This window comes from Enterobacter cloacae complex sp. HYC080_NIDB (assembly GCF_056673325.1).
This window is the reverse complement of sequence record NZ_CP114212.1, coordinates 3,901,719-3,919,973: the sequence shown is the minus strand read 5'-3', so window position 1 is coordinate 3,919,973 and position 18,255 is coordinate 3,901,719. Positions and strand designations below refer to the sequence as shown.

Below are 18,255 nucleotides of genomic sequence, written 5' to 3'. Positions count from 1 at the left end.
CCAAACGGACCAGAAAGATTATCTCCACGGCAGCGAAATAACACAAATATCAAACGCGCGGGCGTTTGCGGTACAGCCACAATCCGGGGATCGACAGCCCGATAGAGAGCGCACCGACAATGGACGACGCTTTAAGAAAGTTGCTCAGAAGAAGGATCATCTGCGGCTCGGTGTAGCCAAAATGGCTGATTTTCACCGCCGAAATCATTGCCGTATACGCCGATATGCCCGGGAACATTGGGATCACGGCGGCGACGGTGAAGACTTTAGGATGCGCCAGATACCAGCGCGACCATTGAATGCCGATGCTACCGACCAGCATAGAGGCCATAAATGTCGACCATTCGATATTAAAACCCGCCGCCATCATGGCCATTCGCGAGCCGTGACCAATCGCCCCCAACAGCGCACACCACGGCAGAGCACGTTGCGGAACGTTAAAGACCATCGCAAAGCCGACGGCAGGAATGGCGGCCAGGATCATATCCTGTGCCAGTGCCAGCAGAAAATCTATCACGCCCATCCGCGTAACCCCCAGAGAGTCATAGCCATGACCACGCCGATACAGGTTGCCAGCGTCAGCAGGCTGGCGATGGCCCAGCGTGCCAGACCGGTATTAATATGCCCTTTAAACATATCGGCGACGGCGTTGATTAACGGAAAGCCCGGCACCAGCAAAAGCACGCTGGCCGCCATGGCAATCGTCGGGGTGTTGGCGAGCTGCGGCAGGCGCAGCAGCAGGCCTGAAACGGTAGTGGCGACAAACGCGGTAATGCAGAAGTTAATTTGCGGGTGCAACTGCCGATGGGTCAGCAACTGGCGTACATACATGGCGATACTACTGGCGAAAAAGGTGACCAGTGCGCCATCCCAGCCGCCTTTATTGAGCTTACAGAAACAGGCGCATGAGAGCCCGACCATCAGCACGACAAGCCAGCGCGGATAACGTAACGGTTTGATTTGGTTGAACCGTTTTTCAATCTCTTTGAGATCGAGAAGCTTATGCTCCGCAAGGATGACGATATGCTGCACTTCGGTCACAACGTGCATGTTAATGCCACGGTCCTGGTTTTTACGGGTGGAGGTCAGGCACTGACCGTCCTTGATCGTGGTCAGCACAATGGCGTTGGAAGAGATGGCGCTTTCCACGCTGTCCATCCCCAGCGCCAGCCCCAGCCGGGTTGAAAGTTCCTCAACCAGCGCGCTTTCCGCGCCGTGCTGGAGCAGAAAAAGACCGCACTGAATACAGAGCCGCGTGATAGCACGCTGCGTTGACCGTTCTGCCTGCATGTCGTGTCCTGAAGAGAAGATGAAGAGTAGCCGCGTGGCCCGCAGTGCCTACTTTTAGCACAAAATGCAGTGGCAGTTGCTGTGGGTCAGATCAAGGTTTATGCAAACAGTTGCAGCCTGGCTGACGAAAGACGTTGGGATCAATTTATCAATTCGGTGAATTATTGGTTTGGAAATATAGAATATTTGTATTTAGTTATTCTAATTTTATATTGTCGATATTTTAATGATTGTCGAATTAAATTTATTGTCGCTTTGTGAGATATTAGTGAAGTTTTAGGCATTTCTTAAACTTAAAACATTTCTCATCTTCTGCTTGTATTAATCAGTTTTACACTCAGGGACGAAAATACGTATAACTTGATGCGTTTTAACGTTACTTATCAAATGAAAATGGACACGGAGGGTCTATGTTGTCATTGCACGGTAAGCATGGCGTTGTCATTAGCCGGATACCCGTAATGCAAAATGGGTTAGGGGATGTGGTGACACGTCATTTTCCCGATTTTGAATTGACCTATTGCCGCTCACTGCAGGAGTTGAGCCTGCTTCAGTTACGCCGCGCAGATGTGATTATTGCCGATGTTTCAGGCGAATACAGGAACCCGCGGGGTGCGCTCGAAGAGTATTACCGCTTATTGAATCAGTACAGGGATATCCACTGGATCTTTTTGGTTTCCCGGCCATTTTATCCTATTGCCGTTGAGCTGCTTATGCGCCCGGAAACCACGTTGCTTTCTGATATGGAACCTATCGAAGGTGTCGTGAACGCTATCCGGGCAGGAAGTGAACGCGCAGAGCGGATTAGCCAGACGTTATTAACTCCCGAATCTCAGGAAGGCGAAGAGGAAGACGAACACGTCATTGCGCTTACAAATTCTGAGCGCAAGGTACTTCGTCTGTTAGGTAAAGGGTGGGGGATTAACCAAATCGCTACGTTGCTTAAGAAGAGCAATAAAACGATCAGTGCGCAGAAAAACAGTGCGATGCGAAGGCTGTCATTACGGAGTAATGCCGATATGTACGCCTGGATCAACAGTACACAGGGAATGAGAGAGCTGAATCTCATGTCAGCCTATGGAGAGTTCGAGGAATGGAAAAAACCGATTCAACACGACATATCGCCATCATCGAAAATTGCACGATGAGTGCCATTGGGCTGCAGCATCTTTTTGCGCAGTCCGAACTCAGTCAATATCAGCTGCACCTGTTCAATGATTTCGATGGCTTTAAGAAGGCGCTTTATCACGTTAATTTTTTCTCGCTGATCTATTCCCTTTCCGATGCGCGAGAAGCGCGTCGTAACTGCCTGGCGCACCTGAGGGATCTCGCGTTTACGCATAGCCATATTCAGCGCATTATACTGGTATCTGATGAGATGGAGGCGCGGCTGATTAGCCATCTTTCCCCTTCTCGTCTTCACGGTGTGGTCAGTAAATCAGTGACGCTTGAACACCTGCGGAAAGAATTCATGGTGCTGTTGAGCGAAACGCTGCGCATAAACGACAATATGCTTAATCACTGGTACTGCAGCCAGAACCGGATGTTAAGCCCGACGGAGAGGGCAATATTGCGTTATATGTCGTGCGGCTATTCCATCCCAGAAATCGCGGCGCAGCTTAAGCGCAATATCAAGACTATCCGCGCACATAAGTTTAATGCGATGGTGAAGCTGGGGGTGAATTCTGACGTTGGGTTGCTCGATGCCGCGGATATTCTTACGCATTTGCCGGTAAGAGAAACGCGTAGTGTGGGGTTAAACAAACCGACATTTTTGTAACCTGCCTTTTGCGCCAGAGATCTTCTGGCGCATCAATCAGATGCACACATCGACCCACTTTGCGGATGTCAGCTCTGCCATTCTGTCCGGAGAAATACGCACAGCACTATGGATTGCGCCAGCGGCAGGAAGCACTTCCGCGTACTGTTTTAGAGAGATATCACAGTAAACCGCGAGCGGGTTTTCCAGCCCGAACGGGCAGACGCCGCCAACGGGATGGCCCGTCACGGTGACCACTTCATCACTGCTGAGCATGCGCGCTTTTGCGCCAAAGGTGTCTTTCAGTTTTTTGTTATCCAGACGCGCATCACCCTTCGCAACGACCAGTATCACCTCATTTTTAATCTTCAAAGATAAGGTTTTGGCGATTTGTCCCGGTTCCACACGATGGGCGGCAGCAGCCAGCGCAACGGTAGCCGTACTCTGGCTAAGTTCTATAACTTCTATCTCCGGCGCGTTGTCGGCAAAAAACTGCTGTACGGACTGCAAACTCATTATTTCCTCCTGACAAATAACCTGCGTAATCTGTCATAAGAATTTATGCTCTGTAAATATCTCTTAAGTAACAAATATCCCGGATGGCTGATTTCTGGATCCCCTTCACAATCACAGAAACCGGTTACAGTAACCGGTTGCAGAGCGTGATGCGTAGATTAATACTGAGTATGTAACGTCCCCTATATCCAATAATAAGAGCCAATTATGAAACCATTTCGTCTGAGCAGTACCGCGGGTACACAAGCCAGCAAGGTTGTGAAGCTGAGTTATGGAACAACGTGCGGCGCGAGCGCGTCCGTTATAAACGTCTGACAGGAGAGCTGCCATGTCTGCCAACCATGCTGCGTTTAATCTGATATTCCGTTTCGTTGAAAATTACGTTAGCCCGATTGCCGGGCGCATCTCTTCTCAACGTCATGTGATGGCTATCCGTGATGGCTTCATCTCCGCGATGCCGTTTATGATTGTGGGTTCATTTTTATTAGTGTTCGCTTACCCGCCGTTTTCGCCTGATACCACCTGGGGTTTCGCACGCGCCTGGCTGGATATGGCGAAACAATTTGAAGGCCAGATCCTCACGCCGTTTGATATGACGATGGGGATTATGTCCATTTATATTTGCGCGGCCATTGCCTATAACCTGGGCAAACACTATGTCAAAACGCACCAGCTCGATCCGTTTATGTGTGCCATGCTGTCGCTCATGGCATTTTTGCTGGTCGCGGCACCGAAAACCAAAGGCACACTTCCTGTCGATAGCCTCGGTGGAACCGGTATTTTCACCGCCATTCTGGTCGCGATTTACTGCGTTGAGATGATGCGTTTCCTCAAGGCGCATAACATCGGTATTCGCCTGCCAGACCAGGTACCGCCGATGATCAAAAACTCCTTTGACCTGCTGATCCCGGTGCTGGTGGTGGTGTTAACGCTCTATCCGCTGAGCCTGGTGATTCAGTCTCAGTTTGACATGCTGATCCCGCAGGCGATTATGTCGATCTTTAAACCCCTGGTTTCCGCGGCAGACTCACTGCCTGCGATTCTGCTGGCGGTACTGATTGGGCATTTGCTGTGGTTCGCCGGGATCCACGGCGCGGCCATTGTCTCCGGGATGCTGCAGATGTTCTGGCTGACAAACCTTGGGGCCAACCAGACCGCACTGGCCGCCGGTCAGCCTTTGCCACATATTTTTATGGAAGCCTTCTGGACGTTCTTCATCGTGATCGGTGGGTCGGGCGCGACGATGGGGCTGGTGATTTGCTATCTGCGTAGCCGCTCGGCGCATTTACGTTCTATCGGGCGTTTGAGCGTGGTGCCCAGCTTCTTTAACATCAACGAACCCGTTATCTTCGGCACGCCGATTGTGATGAATCCGGTGTTCTTTATACCGTTCCTGCTGGCCCCCATGGTTAACGCCGTCCTGGCCTGGGCCGCGATGACCTTTGATTTGATTGGCCGCGTCATTTCCGTCGTACCCTGGACAGCACCGGCGCCGATAGGCGCAGCATGGGCCCTGGGCTGGGATTTCCGTGCAGCTATTCTGGTTGTCGTTCTGGCCTGCGTATCGGCCATCATCTACTACCCGTTCTTTAAAGTTTACGAGAAACAACTGCTGGAGCAGGAAGCTGAAGAAGCGCAGCGTAATGCGGAAGAGGATAATCAGCAGGTGGCCTAGGTAAAAGCAAAACGGCAACTTTCAGGTTGCCGTTTTTAGTGTTTGTTCCCTCTCCCCGTGGGAGAGGGGCAGGGTGAGGGCATCAGGCCGCACCCAATTACTTCAGCGTACAATCCCCGCACTGCTTAACGTCCGGCAGGCGATAGCGCTGGCAGCAGGTGCGGCGCACCAGGAGTCCGTCACGGAGTACAACGGTACGAAAGAGCGGGTTATCGCGGCCGTCTGAAAGCTGTTTTGCAAAGAAACAGGACTGACGCAGTGCATCAACGTTCTCATCACCAAGCAGCGGTTTCATTTCCGTTAAATACCAGTGGATTAAATATCCGGTATTACTCCAGATAAGCTTTCCGTTGATCTCCCCCGTCGCTTCAAGCGCATCCACCACCGGAATCAAGGCCTGAATGACAAGTTGCTCCAGACGTTCCTGGGCAGAGAGTGGCGCCGCGTTCAGGTCTTCGTGCAGATCGATCCAGAAACAGGCCGCTCGACCGGTTTCGTGGAACTCGACATGGAAATGTTCCGGGGAGAGCGCCAGCATACTTTTCTGGGTTAATACCGCCAGCATGAGCGGAGGCACCATCAGCCCGATATACCATTGTGCCCACAGGGAAAGCAAAGGCTTATTTTCTCGCGTCAGGGCTGGCTGATTGCGATAGATATGGTCGGAATAGGTGGCAAGCAGCGACTGCAGCGTAGAGGGTTGTCGCCACTCCGCGAGGGTCATGGCGTGGTGCGGGGGCGCTTCATCAAGCCGGATAAAGTCCAGCAGGTGAGCGCGTGTTTCCGCAATCTTATCCCGTATGGCATCCGCAAGCGACGCATTCCCGTTGGTGAGGGGCGCTCGCCAGAGAAGGGGTTCAACAATGTGTGCGGTATGCGTAGCCATAGTTGAGATAGGAATCTAAATGATAATGATTGCCAATCCTAACTATTGCTTATACCAATGGCAAGACTTTTGTCCTGATTCAACGCCGACCCGTCTACGCGGTTTGCAGCTCTTCGCTCAGAAGAATGTTGTTACGTCCCAGATGCTTTGCTTCATAGAGCGCTCTGTCTGCTCTCTCCAGCGCGCCTTCGACATCTTCATTTTCAAAAATGGCAATACCGATGCTGATGGTGACATTGGTGGCGACGCTTTCGTTGAAGAGATGCGGGATTTTCAAATCGTAGACTTTCTGCCGGATCCGCTCTGACGTATGACGGGCGTGTTCAAGTGAAATATTCGTCAGCAGCACCATAAACTCTTCCCCGCCGAAACGCGCCACAATGTCACGCGAACGCACGGCGTCGCGGATTGCTGCAGAAACACGTTTCAGAGCCTGGTCACCCATCATATGGCCGTAGTGGTCGTTATAGGCTTTGAAGTGGTCGATATCCATCAGCAGAACAAAGTGTTCACCGTTTTCCACCGCTGGCAGGTTCTCCAGGCGGCTCTGCAGGCCGCGCCGATTATAGAGGCCGGTAAGCGGATCCATCATACTGAGATCGGTAAGGGTCTCCCGTTCTTCCAGCAGCCGGGAAAGCAGTTCCTGCGCAAAGCGATCGTTGCGTCTTTGCAAAATGTTATGAATAGCGATGGCCACCACAGGAAGTGCGAAAGAATAGGTCATTCTCAGCCACATCTCTGGTTCGCTTAACCACAGACAGACAATAAACGCGGGGAGTGAATGCAGAGTAAATGCTTTGATATTACTGGCGAATGCCAGCGTTCCGATAAAAAGCACCGTTAATAGGGCGATTAACAAATACGTCGCCTGGTTATGGGTAATTAGCGAAAATTTCGAATCAATTTGCCATGCCCACAAAATACCGAAGATCCCTGAAACAAAAGGAATATTTATCTTTCGCGCACACTTTTTCCAGTGCCAGACGAACAGGCCGGTGCTGATGGAAAAAATAGCAATCAGCGGGGCGGAAAACACGCGCACGGAATAGAGCGGATTTGTTACCGAGAACACCGCTGAGGTTGCATTCAGAAATAAAAATAAACGTAACGATAATTGATATTTTCGTTGAACCAAAGACCGCCAGGATTGTGATGTCATAGTCGTGCGTTTTTATTAAAATTTAATTAAAACAGATAAATAGGCGTTGTTTCGCAATAAAATATGCAAAAAACTCAAAGAGTAATTATAAGAAAAACTTTATGTGTAGTTAACAGGTGAGCAATTTATCACCTTAGGCTATTCCTGTCATTCTACATAGCGGTAAAGGTCGAACTTTTTTGATTGTCTGCGCTGACAAATGATAATCTTTATCATATGATATTGTTTATCATTATCGTTATGAAAGGGCGATGCATGTTGAACAGGGTGCTGGGAAGTGCATGGGGGGTACTGCTGCCGGGCGTCGTGCTTGGCGGTTTGATGTTCGCCGATCTCTCCATTGATGTCTGGAAGACCATTCTTGTGTCGGGATTGCTGGTGACTTCATGCATGATCTGGCATAAGCAACTACGTCACTTTGTTTTACTGCCATCCGGTATGGCACTGATCGGTGGAATTCTGGTAATACTGATGAGTTTGAAATAACAGGGAAAAATAAGAGGTACAACAGAAGGGATGCAAGATAATTGGTGCGAGGGGGGGGACTCGAACCCCCACATCTGTAAGGACACTAACACCTGAAGCTAGCGCGTCTACCAATTCCGCCACCTTCGCACAGTTATCTTACTGGTTTGATATCGCCTCGTTGGTGCGAGGGGGGGGACTCGAACCCCCACATCCTAAGGACACTAACACCTGAAGCTAGCGCGTCTACCAATTCCGCCACCTTCGCCCAGTGCGAGCAATATCAACGTGATTTATGGTGCGAGGGGGGGGACTCGAACCCCCACATCCGTAAGGACACTAACACCTGAAGCTAGCGCGTCTACCAATTCCGCCACCTTCGCATACCATCGATACTGTAAAAGTATCGTAACCACGGAGGCGCATTCTAGATGTTTTCAGCTTTACGTCAACAGAAAAGTGCGCACGATTTATTGATCGCTGCAAAAATGGTCGGGAGCGAGGTGCCTGTTTGCCAGATAGCGCGTGCGCTTATCTGGCAAACAGAACGGGAGATTACTTTTTGGCCTGACGCGTCATCACGGTGCGATACACCTTAAAGCGGCCGGTCTGGGCGATCACTTCGTGGAAGCCAAAGGTTTCATCCAGCACTTTCGGATACGCCAGGAAGGCGTTCGCGACGATACGCAGTTCACCGCCGCTGTTGAGGTGACGGGTCGCACCACGAATCAGCGCTTGCGCCGCTTCGAGGCTGGTCTCCATACCGTCGTGGAACGGCGGGTTAGAGATGATCATGTCAAAGCGGCCGGTCACGTCAGAGAAGACGTTGCTGGCAATAACATCGCCTTCAATGCCGTTTGCCGCAAGCGTTGCACGGCTGGCTTCTACCGCCGGGGCGCTCACATCACACAGGGTTAAACGGACTTTAGGCGAATGGCTGGCAAGCACCGTTGAAAGTACGCCCGCGCCGCAGCCCACGTCCAGCACTTTGCCTTTGGTGTGTGGTGTCAGGGTAGAAAGCAGCAGCTTACTGCCGGTATCCAGCGCATCACGGCTGAACACGCCCGGCAGGGTTTTGATGGTCAGGCCGTCAAGCTGATACTCGTCCCAGTAAGTGTTAGCATCGAATTCTGTCTGTTTTTCCAGACGACCATGGTACAGACCGCAGCGACGCGCGCTGTCGACTTTATTCAGTGGCGCATAGCCTTCCAGCATCTGTTCAGCACTGCGCACGCCGCTGCGGTTCTCACCGACAACGAAAATGTCGCAACCCACCGGCAGCAGGGAGAGCAGGTTCATCAGCTGAAACTGGGCTTCCGGCTTGTTCTTCGGCCAGTAGTAGATCAGCGTATCGCAGTCAGCAATATCGCGCTGCTCCGCCACCAGGCTAAAGCGCGCGCGCTCGCCCATCTGACGGCTCAGCACCTGCCAGTGGTGGTAGTATTGGGTATGGGCACGGCTTTCAGCACAGTCGAAACGCGCAGGCAGGTCATCCTGCATATCTCCGGCAAACAGAATACGGCTTTCTTCGAAATCATCACTGTGACGCAGCAAGACTTCACTTGCCGGGGTAAATGCAGACATGAATTGTTCCTCAATAAACTCAGGCGGGGATTATAGTAGGTAGATGGCGCACTTTCGACACATTTGCTATATTTGCGCGCCTGAGAGACAGGAGTTTTCGCTATGACATCCCGACGAGACTGGCAGTTGCAGCAGCTGGGCATCACCCAGTGGGCCTTGCGTCGCCCGACGGCGTTGCAGGGCGAAATCGCTATCTCCATCCCGGCGCACGTCAGGCTGGTGATGGTGGCGGAAGAACTGCCTGCCCTGAATGAACCCCTGATTGGTGATGTCCTTCGCAGCCTGAAGCTGACTTCCGACCAGGTTTTACAGCTGACGCCGGAACGGGTGGCAATGCTTCCTCCTGAGAGTCGGTGTAACAGCTGGCGCATCGGAGAGACGACCGACATCTCTCTTCAGGGGAGCCAGATCTGCTCGCCAGCGCTGGACGAACTGAAAGCCAACCCAAAAGCGCGCAGCGCGCTATGGCAACAAATCTGCGAATATGAACACGATTTCTTCCCTCACGACGCCTGACCTGACCACCGCGTTCGCGATTGAAACACGCGCCCACGCGTTTCCGTGGAGCGAAAAAACGTTCGCCAGCAACCAGGGCGATCGGTACCTCAACTACCGGCTGGACGTTGACGGCACTATGGCGGCGTTTGCCATAACGCAGGTCGTCCTTGATGAGGCGACGCTGTTTAACATCGCGGTTGACCCTGCGTTTCAGCGCCGGGGACTGGGAAGAGAACTGCTTGAGCATCTCATTCGTGAGCTCGAAACTCGTGACGTTTTTACCCTCTGGCTGGAGGTGCGCGCGTCGAATGTCGCCGCCATCGCGCTCTATGAAAGCTTAGGCTTTAACGAGGCGACAATCCGCCGTAACTACTACCCCACCGCAGAGGGACGTGAAGACGCCATTATTATGGCTCTGCCAATTGGATAACAAAGATAAGGTTGTAACGATGAAATGGGACTGGATTTTCTTTGATGCCGACGAAACGCTGTTTACCTTTGACGCGTTCGGCGGCCTACAGCGGATGTTTCTCGACTATAGCGTGACCTTCACCGCTGAAGATTTTCAGGACTATCAGGCGGTGAACAAGCCGCTGTGGGTGGATTATCAGAACGGCGCCATCACCGCGTTACAACTCCAGCACCAGCGTTTTGACGCGTGGGCGGAACGCTTAAACGTCAGTCCGGGCTCGCTGAACGAAGCTTTTCTCAATGCGATGGCAGAGATTTGCTCCCCACTGCCGGGCGCGGTTTCCCTGCTGGATTCGCTCAAAGGTAAAGCGAAGCTTGGAATCATCACCAACGGCTTTACCGCGCTGCAGCAGATCCGCCTTGAACGCACCGGCCTGCGCGATCATTTTGACGCGCTGGTGATCTCCGAAGAGGTGGGTGTGCCGAAGCCGGATCCGCGAATTTTTGATTATGCCCTGGCGCAAGCCGGAAATCCTGACCGCGACCGCGTGCTGATGGTAGGGGATACCGCAGAGTCTGATATTCTGGGGGGTATGAACTCCGGTCTGTCGACTGTCTGGCTGAATGCGCATGGCCGCGTGAAGCCTGAAGGCATTGAGCCGACCTGGACCGTCACGTCGTTGAACGAACTGGAGCAACTCCTGTGTAAACAATGATTGCCTGCCCCCCATTGATGGGTAAAATAGCCGCAATTTTGTATTCCATGACGCGTGGCGTGCTGCCGCGCTTATAAAAGAAGATTTAATTATGACGTTGTCTCCTTATCTGCAAGAGGTGGCCAAGCGCCGTACTTTTGCCATTATCTCGCACCCGGATGCCGGTAAAACGACCATCACCGAGAAGGTGTTGCTGTTCGGACAGGCGATCCAGACTGCGGGTACCGTTAAAGGCCGTGGCTCCAGCCAGCATGCGAAATCAGACTGGATGGAGATGGAAAAGCAGCGTGGTATTTCGATTACCACCTCCGTGATGCAGTTCCCGTATCACGAGTGCCTGGTGAACCTGCTGGACACCCCGGGCCACGAAGACTTCTCCGAAGATACCTACCGCACACTGACGGCAGTGGACTGCTGCCTGATGGTGATCGACGCCGCGAAAGGGGTAGAAGATCGTACCCGTAAGCTGATGGAAGTCACCCGTCTGCGCGATACGCCGATCCTCACCTTTATGAACAAACTCGACCGTGACATCCGTGACCCGATGGAGTTAATGGATGAAGTGGAAAACGAGCTGAAGATCGCCTGTGCGCCAATCACCTGGCCTATTGGCTGCGGTAAGCTGTTTAAAGGGGTGTATCACCTCTATAAAGACGAAACTTACCTGTATCAAACCGGTAAAGGGCACACCATTCAGGAAGTGCGCATTGTGAAAGGTCTGGACAACCCGGATCTGGACGCTGCGGTCGGTGAAGAGCTTGCCGCGCAGCTGCGCGATGAGCTGGAGCTGGTGAAAGGTGCCTCGCATGAGTTCGACAAAGAACTGTTCCTGAGCGGTGAAATTACCCCGGTGTTCTTTGGTACCGCGCTCGGTAACTTTGGCGTAGACCATATGCTCGACGGTCTGGTGGAGTGGGCGCCACAGCCGATGCCACGCAAAACCGACACCCGTGAAGTGGAAGCGAAAGAAGAGAAATTCACCGGCTTCGTCTTCAAGATTCAGGCCAACATGGACCCGAAACACCGTGACCGCGTCGCCTTTATGCGCGTAGTGTCCGGTAAGTATGAAAAGGGCATGAAGCTGCGCCAGGTGCGTATTGGTAAAGATGTGGTGATCTCCGACGCGCTGACCTTTATGGCGGGTGACCGCTCGCACGTTGAAGAAGCGTATCCGGGTGACATCATCGGTCTGCACAACCACGGTACGATCCAGATCGGCGATACGTTCACTCAGGGTGAAATGATGAAGTTCACGGGTATCCCGAACTTCGCCCCTGAGCTGTTCCGTCGTATTCGCCTGCGCGATCCACTGAAGCAGAAACAGCTGCTGAAAGGTCTGGTTCAGCTCTCTGAAGAGGGGGCGGTGCAGGTCTTCCGTCCTATCGCCAACAACGATCTGATCGTCGGTGCGGTCGGCGTACTGCAGTTCGACGTTGTCGTTGCGCGTCTGAAAAGCGAATACAACGTGGAAGCGATTTACGAATCGGTGAACGTGGCGACGGCGCGCTGGGTTGAGTGTTCTGACGTGAAGAAATTCGAAGAATTTAAGCGTAAGAACGAAGTACAACTGGCGCTGGATGGCGGCGATAACCTGACCTATATTGCCCCAACCATGGTGAACCTGAACCTGACGCAGGAGCGTTATCCTGACGTTCAGTTCCGCAAAACGCGCGAACACTAATTCCCTCTCAGAGCACGGCACTCGCCGTGCTCTTCTTTATTTCCTGTCTTATTAGTCCCTTGCGGAATGTTCTTAATTCACTGCGTTTTCACGTCTTTTGCCTATTTTTTGCCCAAATCTGAAAGCGGCATTGTGAGAGTGATCTATATTTAACTCAGTGTTTAGCACCTGGCGTGGATAAATTAACTGTTCAATGCATGGCTTTAGGTTATCCATTTCGCCCGTGTGTTTATTCGCAATATATAAAACTACTAAGGAAGTATGTAGCCCGAATAACGGGTCAACACAGGAATACATCGATGAATATGACAAGACTGAAGATTTCTAAAACTCTGCTGGCTGTAACACTGGGTAGCGTTCTGGTTAGCGGTTCCGCTCTGGCGGAAAGCAGCACCAAGGATAAAGCACAGTCCACGGCCGATAGCGCAGGGCAAAAAATCGATAGCTCTATGAATAAAGTCGGTAATTTCATGGACGACAGCTCTATCACAGCAAAAGTGAAAGCCGCACTGGTGGATGACGAAGCGATCAAGAGCACCGATATTTCCGTTAAAACCGACAAGAAAGTCGTGACCCTGAGTGGCTTTGTGGAAAGCCAGGCCCAGGCCGAACAGGCTGTCAAAGTGGCGAAGGGTGTTGAGGGTGTCACCTCCGTGAGCGATAAACTGCACGTTCGCGACAGCAAAGACGCTTCAGTGAAAGGTTATGCCGGGGATGCGGCAACCACCAGCGAAATCAAAGCTAAACTGTTAGCAGATGACATCGTACCGTCCCGTAAGGTGAAAGTGGAAACCACCGATGGCGTGGTTCAGCTTTCCGGTACGGTTGATTCCCAGGCGCAAAGTGAACGCGCCGAGTCAATTGCGAAAGCGATTGATGGTGTGAAAAGCGTTAAAAACGATCTGAAAACGAAGTAAATCTGGACCAGTCGCCCGCCAGGCTCAACCCTGCGGGCGAAATAAGAACGACTCTGGAAAAACGCCGGTGAGTGACCTGAGCGCTCACGTTTAGCGGCCGACATTAACTATGGTAAAGGAGAAGCTTATGTTTCGTTGGGGCATTATATTTCTGGTTATCGCGTTAATTGCCGCCGCATTGGGCTTTGGTGGACTGGCAGGTACAGCGGCATGGGCAGCTAAAATTGTCTTTGTTGTGGGTATTATTCTGTTCCTGGTCAGCCTGTTTACAGGGCGTCGACGTCCATAGCAAACGCAATATTTCATCAACAAAATAAAGCCAGTCACTGCGACTGGCTTTTTCTTATTTGCGTTACAGGTCGGGTGCGTTACTGTGGTGTTATAAAATAATCAAAACAGGAAAGCAGAGGTGGGGCAACGAATTCCCGTTACGCTCGGCAATATTGCGCCGCTGACGTTAAAACCGTTTCGCGCGGGTCAACTCGCACTGGTCTGTGAGGGCGGTGGGCAGCGCGGCATTTTCACCGCTGGCGTGCTGGATGAGTTTATGCGCGCGCAGTTCAACCCGTTTGATCTCTACTTTGGCACGTCTGCCGGGGCGCAGAATCTCTCTGCCTATGTTTGCAACCAGCCTGGCTACGCGCGAAAAGTGATTATGCGCTACACCACGGCGAAAGAATTTTTTAACCCGGTGCGCTTTGTGCGCGGCGGCAACCTGATCGATCTCGACTGGCTGCTGGAGTCGACCTCCAGCCAGATGCCGCTGGCAATGGACACGGCGGCCCGTCTGTTTGATAGCGGAAAAGAGTTTTGGATGTGCGCCAGTCGGGGGGATGACTATTCCCCGGGCTATTTCTCTCCGCAGAAGGAGAACTGGCTGGACATCATCCGCGCCTCCAGCGCCATTCCCGGTTTTTATCGTACCGGCGCCCTGCTGGACGGGATCAGCTATCTGGACGGCGGGATCAGTGACGCGGTACCGGTGCAGGAAGCCGCCCGTCGCGGTGCGAAAACGATCGTGGTGATCCGAACCGTGCCGTCGCAAATGTACTATACACCGCAGTGGTTTAAGCGGATGGAGCGCTGGTTGGGTGACAGCAGCCTGCAACCGCTGGTGAACATCGCGAAGCAGCATGAAACCACCTACGGCGCGATGCAGCGTTTCATTGAAAAACCGCCGGGTAAGCTGCGAATTTTCGAAATCTATCCCCCTAAACCGTTGCTCAGCATGGCGCTGGGCAGCCGCGTCCCTGCGCTGCGCATGGACTACAAAACGGGGCGGCTGTGCGGACGCTACTTCCTGGCGACGGTCGGTAAGATGCTGGCGGAGCAACCGCCTCTGCATCGGCACAAACCCATCATTACGCCCCCTGCAATTGTCGCCAACGACGCCCTGACGATGCCGCTGGTGGACATTCCACAGGCGAATGACGCTTTATTAGATAACGAGGATCTGGCGTGACGCACCGCTTTGTTGATACCCACTGCCACTTTGATTTTCCGCCGTTTACGGGAAATGAGGCGCAAAGTATTGCGAAAGCCGCTGAGGCAGGCGTTCAGGCGATCGTTGTACCGTCGGTAGAAGCGGCTGATTTTTCGCGTGTGCTGACGCTCTCCACGCGTTACCCCGCTCTCTATGCTGCGCTCGGCCTGCATCCGATAGTGATTGAGCGCCACCTTGATGAGCATATTGAGGCACTTGATGAAGCCCTGCAGACCGCAGGAGACAAACTTGTCGCTATCGGCGAGATCGGGCTCGATCTCTATCGTGAGGATCCTCAGTTTGAACGCCAGCAGACGATCCTCGACGCGCAGCTTCGGCTGGCTAAGCGTCACGACCTGCCGGTGATCCTCCATTCAAGACGCACGCACGATAAGCTGGCGATGCACCTGAAACGCATCGATCTACCGCGTAGCGGCGTGGTGCACGGTTTTTCCGGCAGCCTGCAGCAGGCGCAGCGTTTTATCGAACTGGGCTATAAAATTGGCGTGGGGGGCACCATTACCTATCCGCGCGCCAGTAAAACCCGCGATGTGATGGCACAGTTGCCACTCTCTGCGCTGCTACTGGAAACGGATGCCCCGGATATGCCGCTGAGTGGTTTTCAGGGCCAGCCGAATCGTCCGGAGCAGGCTGCGCGCGTGTTTACCTCCCTGTGTGAGCTGCGAACGGAGCCTGAAGAGGTGATTGCCGATGCGTTACTGGAAAATACGCGTGCGGTATTTGGCATCACGCTATAGGTAAAGTGCCGGACGAATCACCGTTATCTTCTGTTTTTCCAGTGCCTGCGCCAGCGGTTCAATGTCCTCCGGCGTGGCGCTGCGCCATGACGCCGCCTCTCCGTAAACCCCATGCGCATGAAACGCGTTAATACGCACCGGAACATTCCCAAGCCCGCGGATAAACGTGGTCAGCGGCTTAAGATGTTCCAGATAATCGCACTGCTCCGGGATAACCAGCAAGCGCAGTTCCGTCAAACGGTGGCGATCGGCAAGCCAGCGAATGCTCTGTTTAATCAGCGGGTTTTCGCGCCCGGTCAGGAAACGGTGATGCGCGTTTCCCCATGCCTTGAGATCCAGCATCGCCCCATCCAGTACCGGCAGCAGTTTCTCCCAGCCGGTTTCGCTTAGCAGCCCGTTGCTATCCACCAGGCAGGTTAAATGCTGCAGTTCAGGATCGGTTTTGATTGCGCTAAAAAGGGCGATTAAAAACGGCAGCTGTGTTGTGGCCTCGCCGCCGCTCACGGTAACGCCTTCAATAAAGGGGGCAGCTTTTCGGATCTGCGTGAGGATCTCCTCCACGCTCAGGCGGTGCGCCATGGGCGTGGACTGCTGCGGGCAAAGATGAAGGCAGGTATCACACTGCTGGCAATGACTCTCCTGCCACCATACGCGTCCGGCCTGAATGTTGAGTGCATCATGAGGGCAGTGGGGCACGCAGTCGCCGCAGTCGTTGCAGCGTCCGATGGTCCATGGGTTGTGGCAGGTTTTACAGCGCAGGTTGCAGCCCTGCAGGAACAGGGCCAGGCGACTGCCCGGCCCGTCCACGCAGGAAAAAGGAATGACCTGACTAACTAAAGCGCATCTGTTGTTCATGGCTTATCACGCGCGGCTGACGTTCCAGGATGCGGGTATTGCGTGCGGCTTCTTCGCCAAGCCAGGTCGTATTGGTGCGCGAACCGGCTTCGCGGAATTTTTCCAGGTCCGACAGGCGCACCATGTAGCCCGTCACGCGGACCAGATCGTTACCCGCAACGTTGGCGGTGAACTCCCGCATACCGGCCCTGAACGCGCCCAGACAAAGCTGCACTATCGCCTGTGGGTTGCGTTTTACCGTCTCATCGAGCGTTAAAATATCGCTGATACCGGAGTGATAGTGTCTGTGGTGTGGCGCAACGGCCAGCAGATGGCTGATGGGATCCGGTTCGTCACCATAAGGCAGACGCGCGCCTGGCGTGGTGCCTGAATCAGAGCTGATGCCCGACTGCGCATGGAGCATGGCGCGCTGTTTCCAGCCGTGCTTCACCGGCGTGTTTTCTACAAACGCCGCAAGCTGTTCGCTGATGCGATAGCCCAGCGCGTTAGCCTGCTCGTCTTTGCCATAGCGACCGTTGATTCCGTCCTTCTCACAGAGCGTGTTTACCGCTTCTGCCAGGCCGTAAATGCCAAACATCGGCACAAAACGCCCGGCATCAATCAGCCCCTCTTTTACCAGGAAGCTATTCTCAAAGAAGCCTGATTGTTGATAGAGAAAATCACAGCGGGCATCAATGATGGCGATTTGCTGCTGACAGTAGTGCGGAAGCGTAAGGTTGAAGAAGTCGTCAACGGAGGTGCTGTGCTCCGCAATGGCTTTGAGGTTAAGGCGCACCAGGGTGCTGCCACCGCCAGCCAGCGGCAGGGAGTTGTAACAGCTCACCACGCCAAAACGGCATTTTGTGAAAATTTTATCATTCACGGGGCCGTTTGAAATATGCGGTTTACTGCATTCGCAAATGTTTTTTGCCACCTCAAGCAGCAAATCGTCCGGGGTGATTTCAGGATCGTAAATAAAGGTCAGATTCGGCGCAACCTGCTTAAGCTCAGCATCTGCACGTAGAATGGCGCGGATGATGGGGCCATCAGCGGGCCCGATGTTTGCGTGCATAAACGCATCAGGGAGCGTTCTGTCGAGATAGCGCCAGAAACGTTTTATTCGGCTATCGATTTCTTCTTGTGTTAGAATTCTAACATATGGATTCAGTATCGCATCAAGCTGCCCCAGATAGACCGGCATAGATGTCACTGAAGGAACATGATGGTAGAGAATGGTTAATAGCGAGAGGGCATCATCCAGATCCTTTGCCCCTTCCAGCTCCAGCCATTCAGAACCGTTAGCCAGGAATTTTTCATAATCCGGCAGGACGTAGCGCGGTTTGTAAGGCGCATGGCCTTCGAACATGTCGCAGATAAATCCCTCGTCCAGCGCGGCGCGGGCGGCTTCAGGAAGTGCCGGATAAGGCAGGTTGTTTTCCGCTTCCAGCGCCAGAAAATGACGTTTTTGTTCCGGGGTTAACACCGGACTTGTCACAATGTGCTGGCAACGTTGTTGCAGGGTATCTGGCATGTTCGCTTCCTTGAGTGTTCTGCTGATGATGAACAAATTGTAGAAAGCCAGCCTGTTGGGGCTTTTGATCCCACAGGGGGTATCGCGGCTTT

At 53.0% G+C, this 18,255-nt stretch carries 20 protein-coding genes and 3 tRNA genes; 12 read left to right on the top strand and 11 right to left on the bottom strand.

Annotation, left to right across the window (positions count from 1 at the left end):
• Positions 1 to 49: 49 nt before the first annotated feature.
• Both O1723_RS18655 and O1723_RS18650 read right to left on the bottom strand, forming a co-directional pair.
• Positions 50 to 523: a threonine/serine exporter gene (locus O1723_RS18655; RefSeq protein ID WP_014882436.1), complete on the bottom strand. Its 474-nt coding sequence runs from the start codon at positions 521 to 523 to the stop codon at positions 50 to 52.
• A complete protein-coding gene (locus tag O1723_RS18650; RefSeq protein WP_014882437.1) occupies positions 514 to 1,290 on the bottom strand; it encodes a threonine/serine exporter family protein in 777 nt (258 codons plus the stop codon). Before O1723_RS18650 ends, O1723_RS18655 begins: the two co-directional genes overlap by 10 nt.
• A gap of 410 nt (positions 1,291 to 1,700) precedes the next feature.
• Here O1723_RS18650 and O1723_RS18645 point away from each other — a divergent pair, with 410 nt between their 5' ends.
• Both O1723_RS18645 and bglJ read left to right on the top strand, forming a co-directional pair.
• Entirely contained in the window at positions 1,701 to 2,438 is a 738-nt protein-coding gene (locus O1723_RS18645) for a helix-turn-helix transcriptional regulator (RefSeq protein WP_248191242.1), read from the top strand.
• Complete coding sequence (gene bglJ / locus O1723_RS18640; RefSeq protein ID WP_014882439.1) at positions 2,435 to 3,070, top strand: DNA-binding transcriptional activator BglJ; 636 nt, start codon at positions 2,435 to 2,437, stop codon at positions 3,068 to 3,070. Before O1723_RS18645 ends, bglJ begins: the two co-directional genes overlap by 4 nt.
• Before the next feature lie 36 nt (positions 3,071 to 3,106).
• On the opposite strand, the gene O1723_RS18635 is transcribed toward bglJ, so the two are convergent.
• Positions 3,107 to 3,565: a YbaK/EbsC family protein gene (locus tag O1723_RS18635; protein WP_014882440.1), complete on the bottom strand. Its 459-nt coding sequence runs from the start codon at positions 3,563 to 3,565 to the stop codon at positions 3,107 to 3,109.
• A 328-nt stretch (positions 3,566 to 3,893) separates the two neighbouring features.
• On the opposite strand from O1723_RS18635, the gene O1723_RS18630 reads away from it, so the two are divergent.
• Positions 3,894 to 5,240, top strand: coding sequence for a PTS sugar transporter subunit IIC (locus O1723_RS18630; RefSeq protein ID WP_014882441.1), 1,347 nt, complete (start codon positions 3,894 to 3,896; stop codon positions 5,238 to 5,240).
• A 97-nt stretch (positions 5,241 to 5,337) separates the two neighbouring features.
• Here the strand turns inward: O1723_RS18630 and fhuF are convergent, their stop codons facing one another.
• Entirely contained in the window at positions 5,338 to 6,126 is a 789-nt protein-coding gene (gene fhuF / locus O1723_RS18625; protein ID WP_023336732.1) for a siderophore-iron reductase FhuF, read from the bottom strand.
• A gap of 94 nt (positions 6,127 to 6,220) precedes the next feature.
• A complete protein-coding gene (locus tag O1723_RS18620; protein WP_045307548.1) occupies positions 6,221 to 7,285 on the bottom strand; it encodes a GGDEF domain-containing protein in 1,065 nt (354 codons plus the stop codon).
• 216 nt (positions 7,286 to 7,501) lie between these two features.
• Between O1723_RS18620 and O1723_RS18615 the strand changes: the two genes are divergently transcribed.
• Entirely contained in the window at positions 7,502 to 7,771 is a 270-nt protein-coding gene (locus O1723_RS18615) for a DUF1435 domain-containing protein (protein ID WP_032637555.1), read from the top strand.
• A gap of 42 nt (positions 7,772 to 7,813) precedes the next feature.
• Here O1723_RS18615 and O1723_RS18610 read toward each other — a convergent pair.
• The 4 genes from O1723_RS18610 to rsmC form a co-directional block, all read right to left on the bottom strand.
• Positions 7,814 to 7,900, bottom strand: a tRNA-Leu gene (locus tag O1723_RS18610).
• 32 nt (positions 7,901 to 7,932) lie between these two features.
• Positions 7,933 to 8,018: transfer RNA gene (locus O1723_RS18605), tRNA-Leu, on the bottom strand.
• A 28-nt stretch (positions 8,019 to 8,046) separates the two neighbouring features.
• A tRNA-Leu gene (locus O1723_RS18600) sits at positions 8,047 to 8,133 on the bottom strand.
• A 172-nt stretch (positions 8,134 to 8,305) separates the two neighbouring features.
• Positions 8,306 to 9,334 carry a 16S rRNA (guanine(1207)-N(2))-methyltransferase RsmC gene (gene rsmC / locus O1723_RS18595; protein ID WP_014882445.1) on the bottom strand — a complete coding sequence of 343 codons (1,029 nt, stop codon included), beginning with the start codon at positions 9,332 to 9,334 and terminating at the stop codon, positions 8,306 to 8,308.
• Between the two features lie 102 nt (positions 9,335 to 9,436).
• Here rsmC and O1723_RS18590 point away from each other — a divergent pair, with 102 nt between their 5' ends.
• The 8 genes from O1723_RS18590 to O1723_RS18555 all read left to right on the top strand — a co-directional run bounded on the left by O1723_RS18590 (position 9,437) and on the right by O1723_RS18555 (position 15,798).
• Positions 9,437 to 9,850: a DNA polymerase III subunit psi gene (locus O1723_RS18590; protein ID WP_014882446.1), complete on the top strand. Its 414-nt coding sequence runs from the start codon at positions 9,437 to 9,439 to the stop codon at positions 9,848 to 9,850.
• Positions 9,819 to 10,262 carry a ribosomal protein S18-alanine N-acetyltransferase gene (gene rimI, locus O1723_RS18585; RefSeq protein ID WP_014882447.1) on the top strand — a complete coding sequence of 148 codons (444 nt, stop codon included), beginning with the start codon at positions 9,819 to 9,821 and terminating at the stop codon, positions 10,260 to 10,262. The genes O1723_RS18590 and rimI overlap by 32 nt, the downstream gene beginning before the upstream one ends.
• Positions 10,263 to 10,281: 19 nt before the next feature.
• Positions 10,282 to 10,959: a pyrimidine 5'-nucleotidase gene (gene yjjG / locus O1723_RS18580; protein WP_014882448.1), complete on the top strand. Its 678-nt coding sequence runs from the start codon at positions 10,282 to 10,284 to the stop codon at positions 10,957 to 10,959.
• 91 nt (positions 10,960 to 11,050) lie between these two features.
• The gene (gene prfC, locus O1723_RS18575; RefSeq protein ID WP_014882449.1) at positions 11,051 to 12,640 is read left to right on the top strand and encodes a peptide chain release factor 3; all 1,590 of its coding nucleotides are present in this window, start codon (positions 11,051 to 11,053) and stop codon (positions 12,638 to 12,640) included.
• Between the two features lie 299 nt (positions 12,641 to 12,939).
• On the top strand, positions 12,940 to 13,557 hold the full coding sequence (gene osmY, locus O1723_RS18570) for a molecular chaperone OsmY (protein WP_014882450.1): 618 nt from the start codon (positions 12,940 to 12,942) through the stop codon (positions 13,555 to 13,557).
• Positions 13,558 to 13,684: 127 nt separating this feature from the next.
• Positions 13,685 to 13,846 (top strand): DUF1328 domain-containing protein, encoded by a 162-nt coding sequence (locus O1723_RS18565; protein ID WP_003856556.1) that lies wholly within the window; start codon positions 13,685 to 13,687, stop codon positions 13,844 to 13,846.
• 120 nt (positions 13,847 to 13,966) lie between these two features.
• A complete protein-coding gene (locus O1723_RS18560; protein WP_014882451.1) occupies positions 13,967 to 15,019 on the top strand; it encodes a patatin-like phospholipase family protein in 1,053 nt (350 codons plus the stop codon).
• Positions 15,016 to 15,798: a TatD family hydrolase gene (locus tag O1723_RS18555; protein WP_014882452.1), complete on the top strand. Its 783-nt coding sequence runs from the start codon at positions 15,016 to 15,018 to the stop codon at positions 15,796 to 15,798. Before O1723_RS18560 ends, O1723_RS18555 begins: the two co-directional genes overlap by 4 nt.
• On the opposite strand, the gene O1723_RS18550 is transcribed toward O1723_RS18555, so the two are convergent.
• Complete coding sequence (locus tag O1723_RS18550; protein ID WP_014882453.1) at positions 15,793 to 16,653, bottom strand: YjjW family glycine radical enzyme activase; 861 nt, start codon at positions 16,651 to 16,653, stop codon at positions 15,793 to 15,795. The genes O1723_RS18555 and O1723_RS18550 overlap by 6 nt on opposite strands.
• Positions 16,628 to 18,163, bottom strand: coding sequence for a YjjI family glycine radical enzyme (locus O1723_RS18545; protein ID WP_014882454.1), 1,536 nt, complete (start codon positions 18,161 to 18,163; stop codon positions 16,628 to 16,630). The genes O1723_RS18550 and O1723_RS18545 overlap by 26 nt, the downstream gene beginning before the upstream one ends.
• Between the last annotated feature and the right edge of the window lie 92 nt (positions 18,164 to 18,255).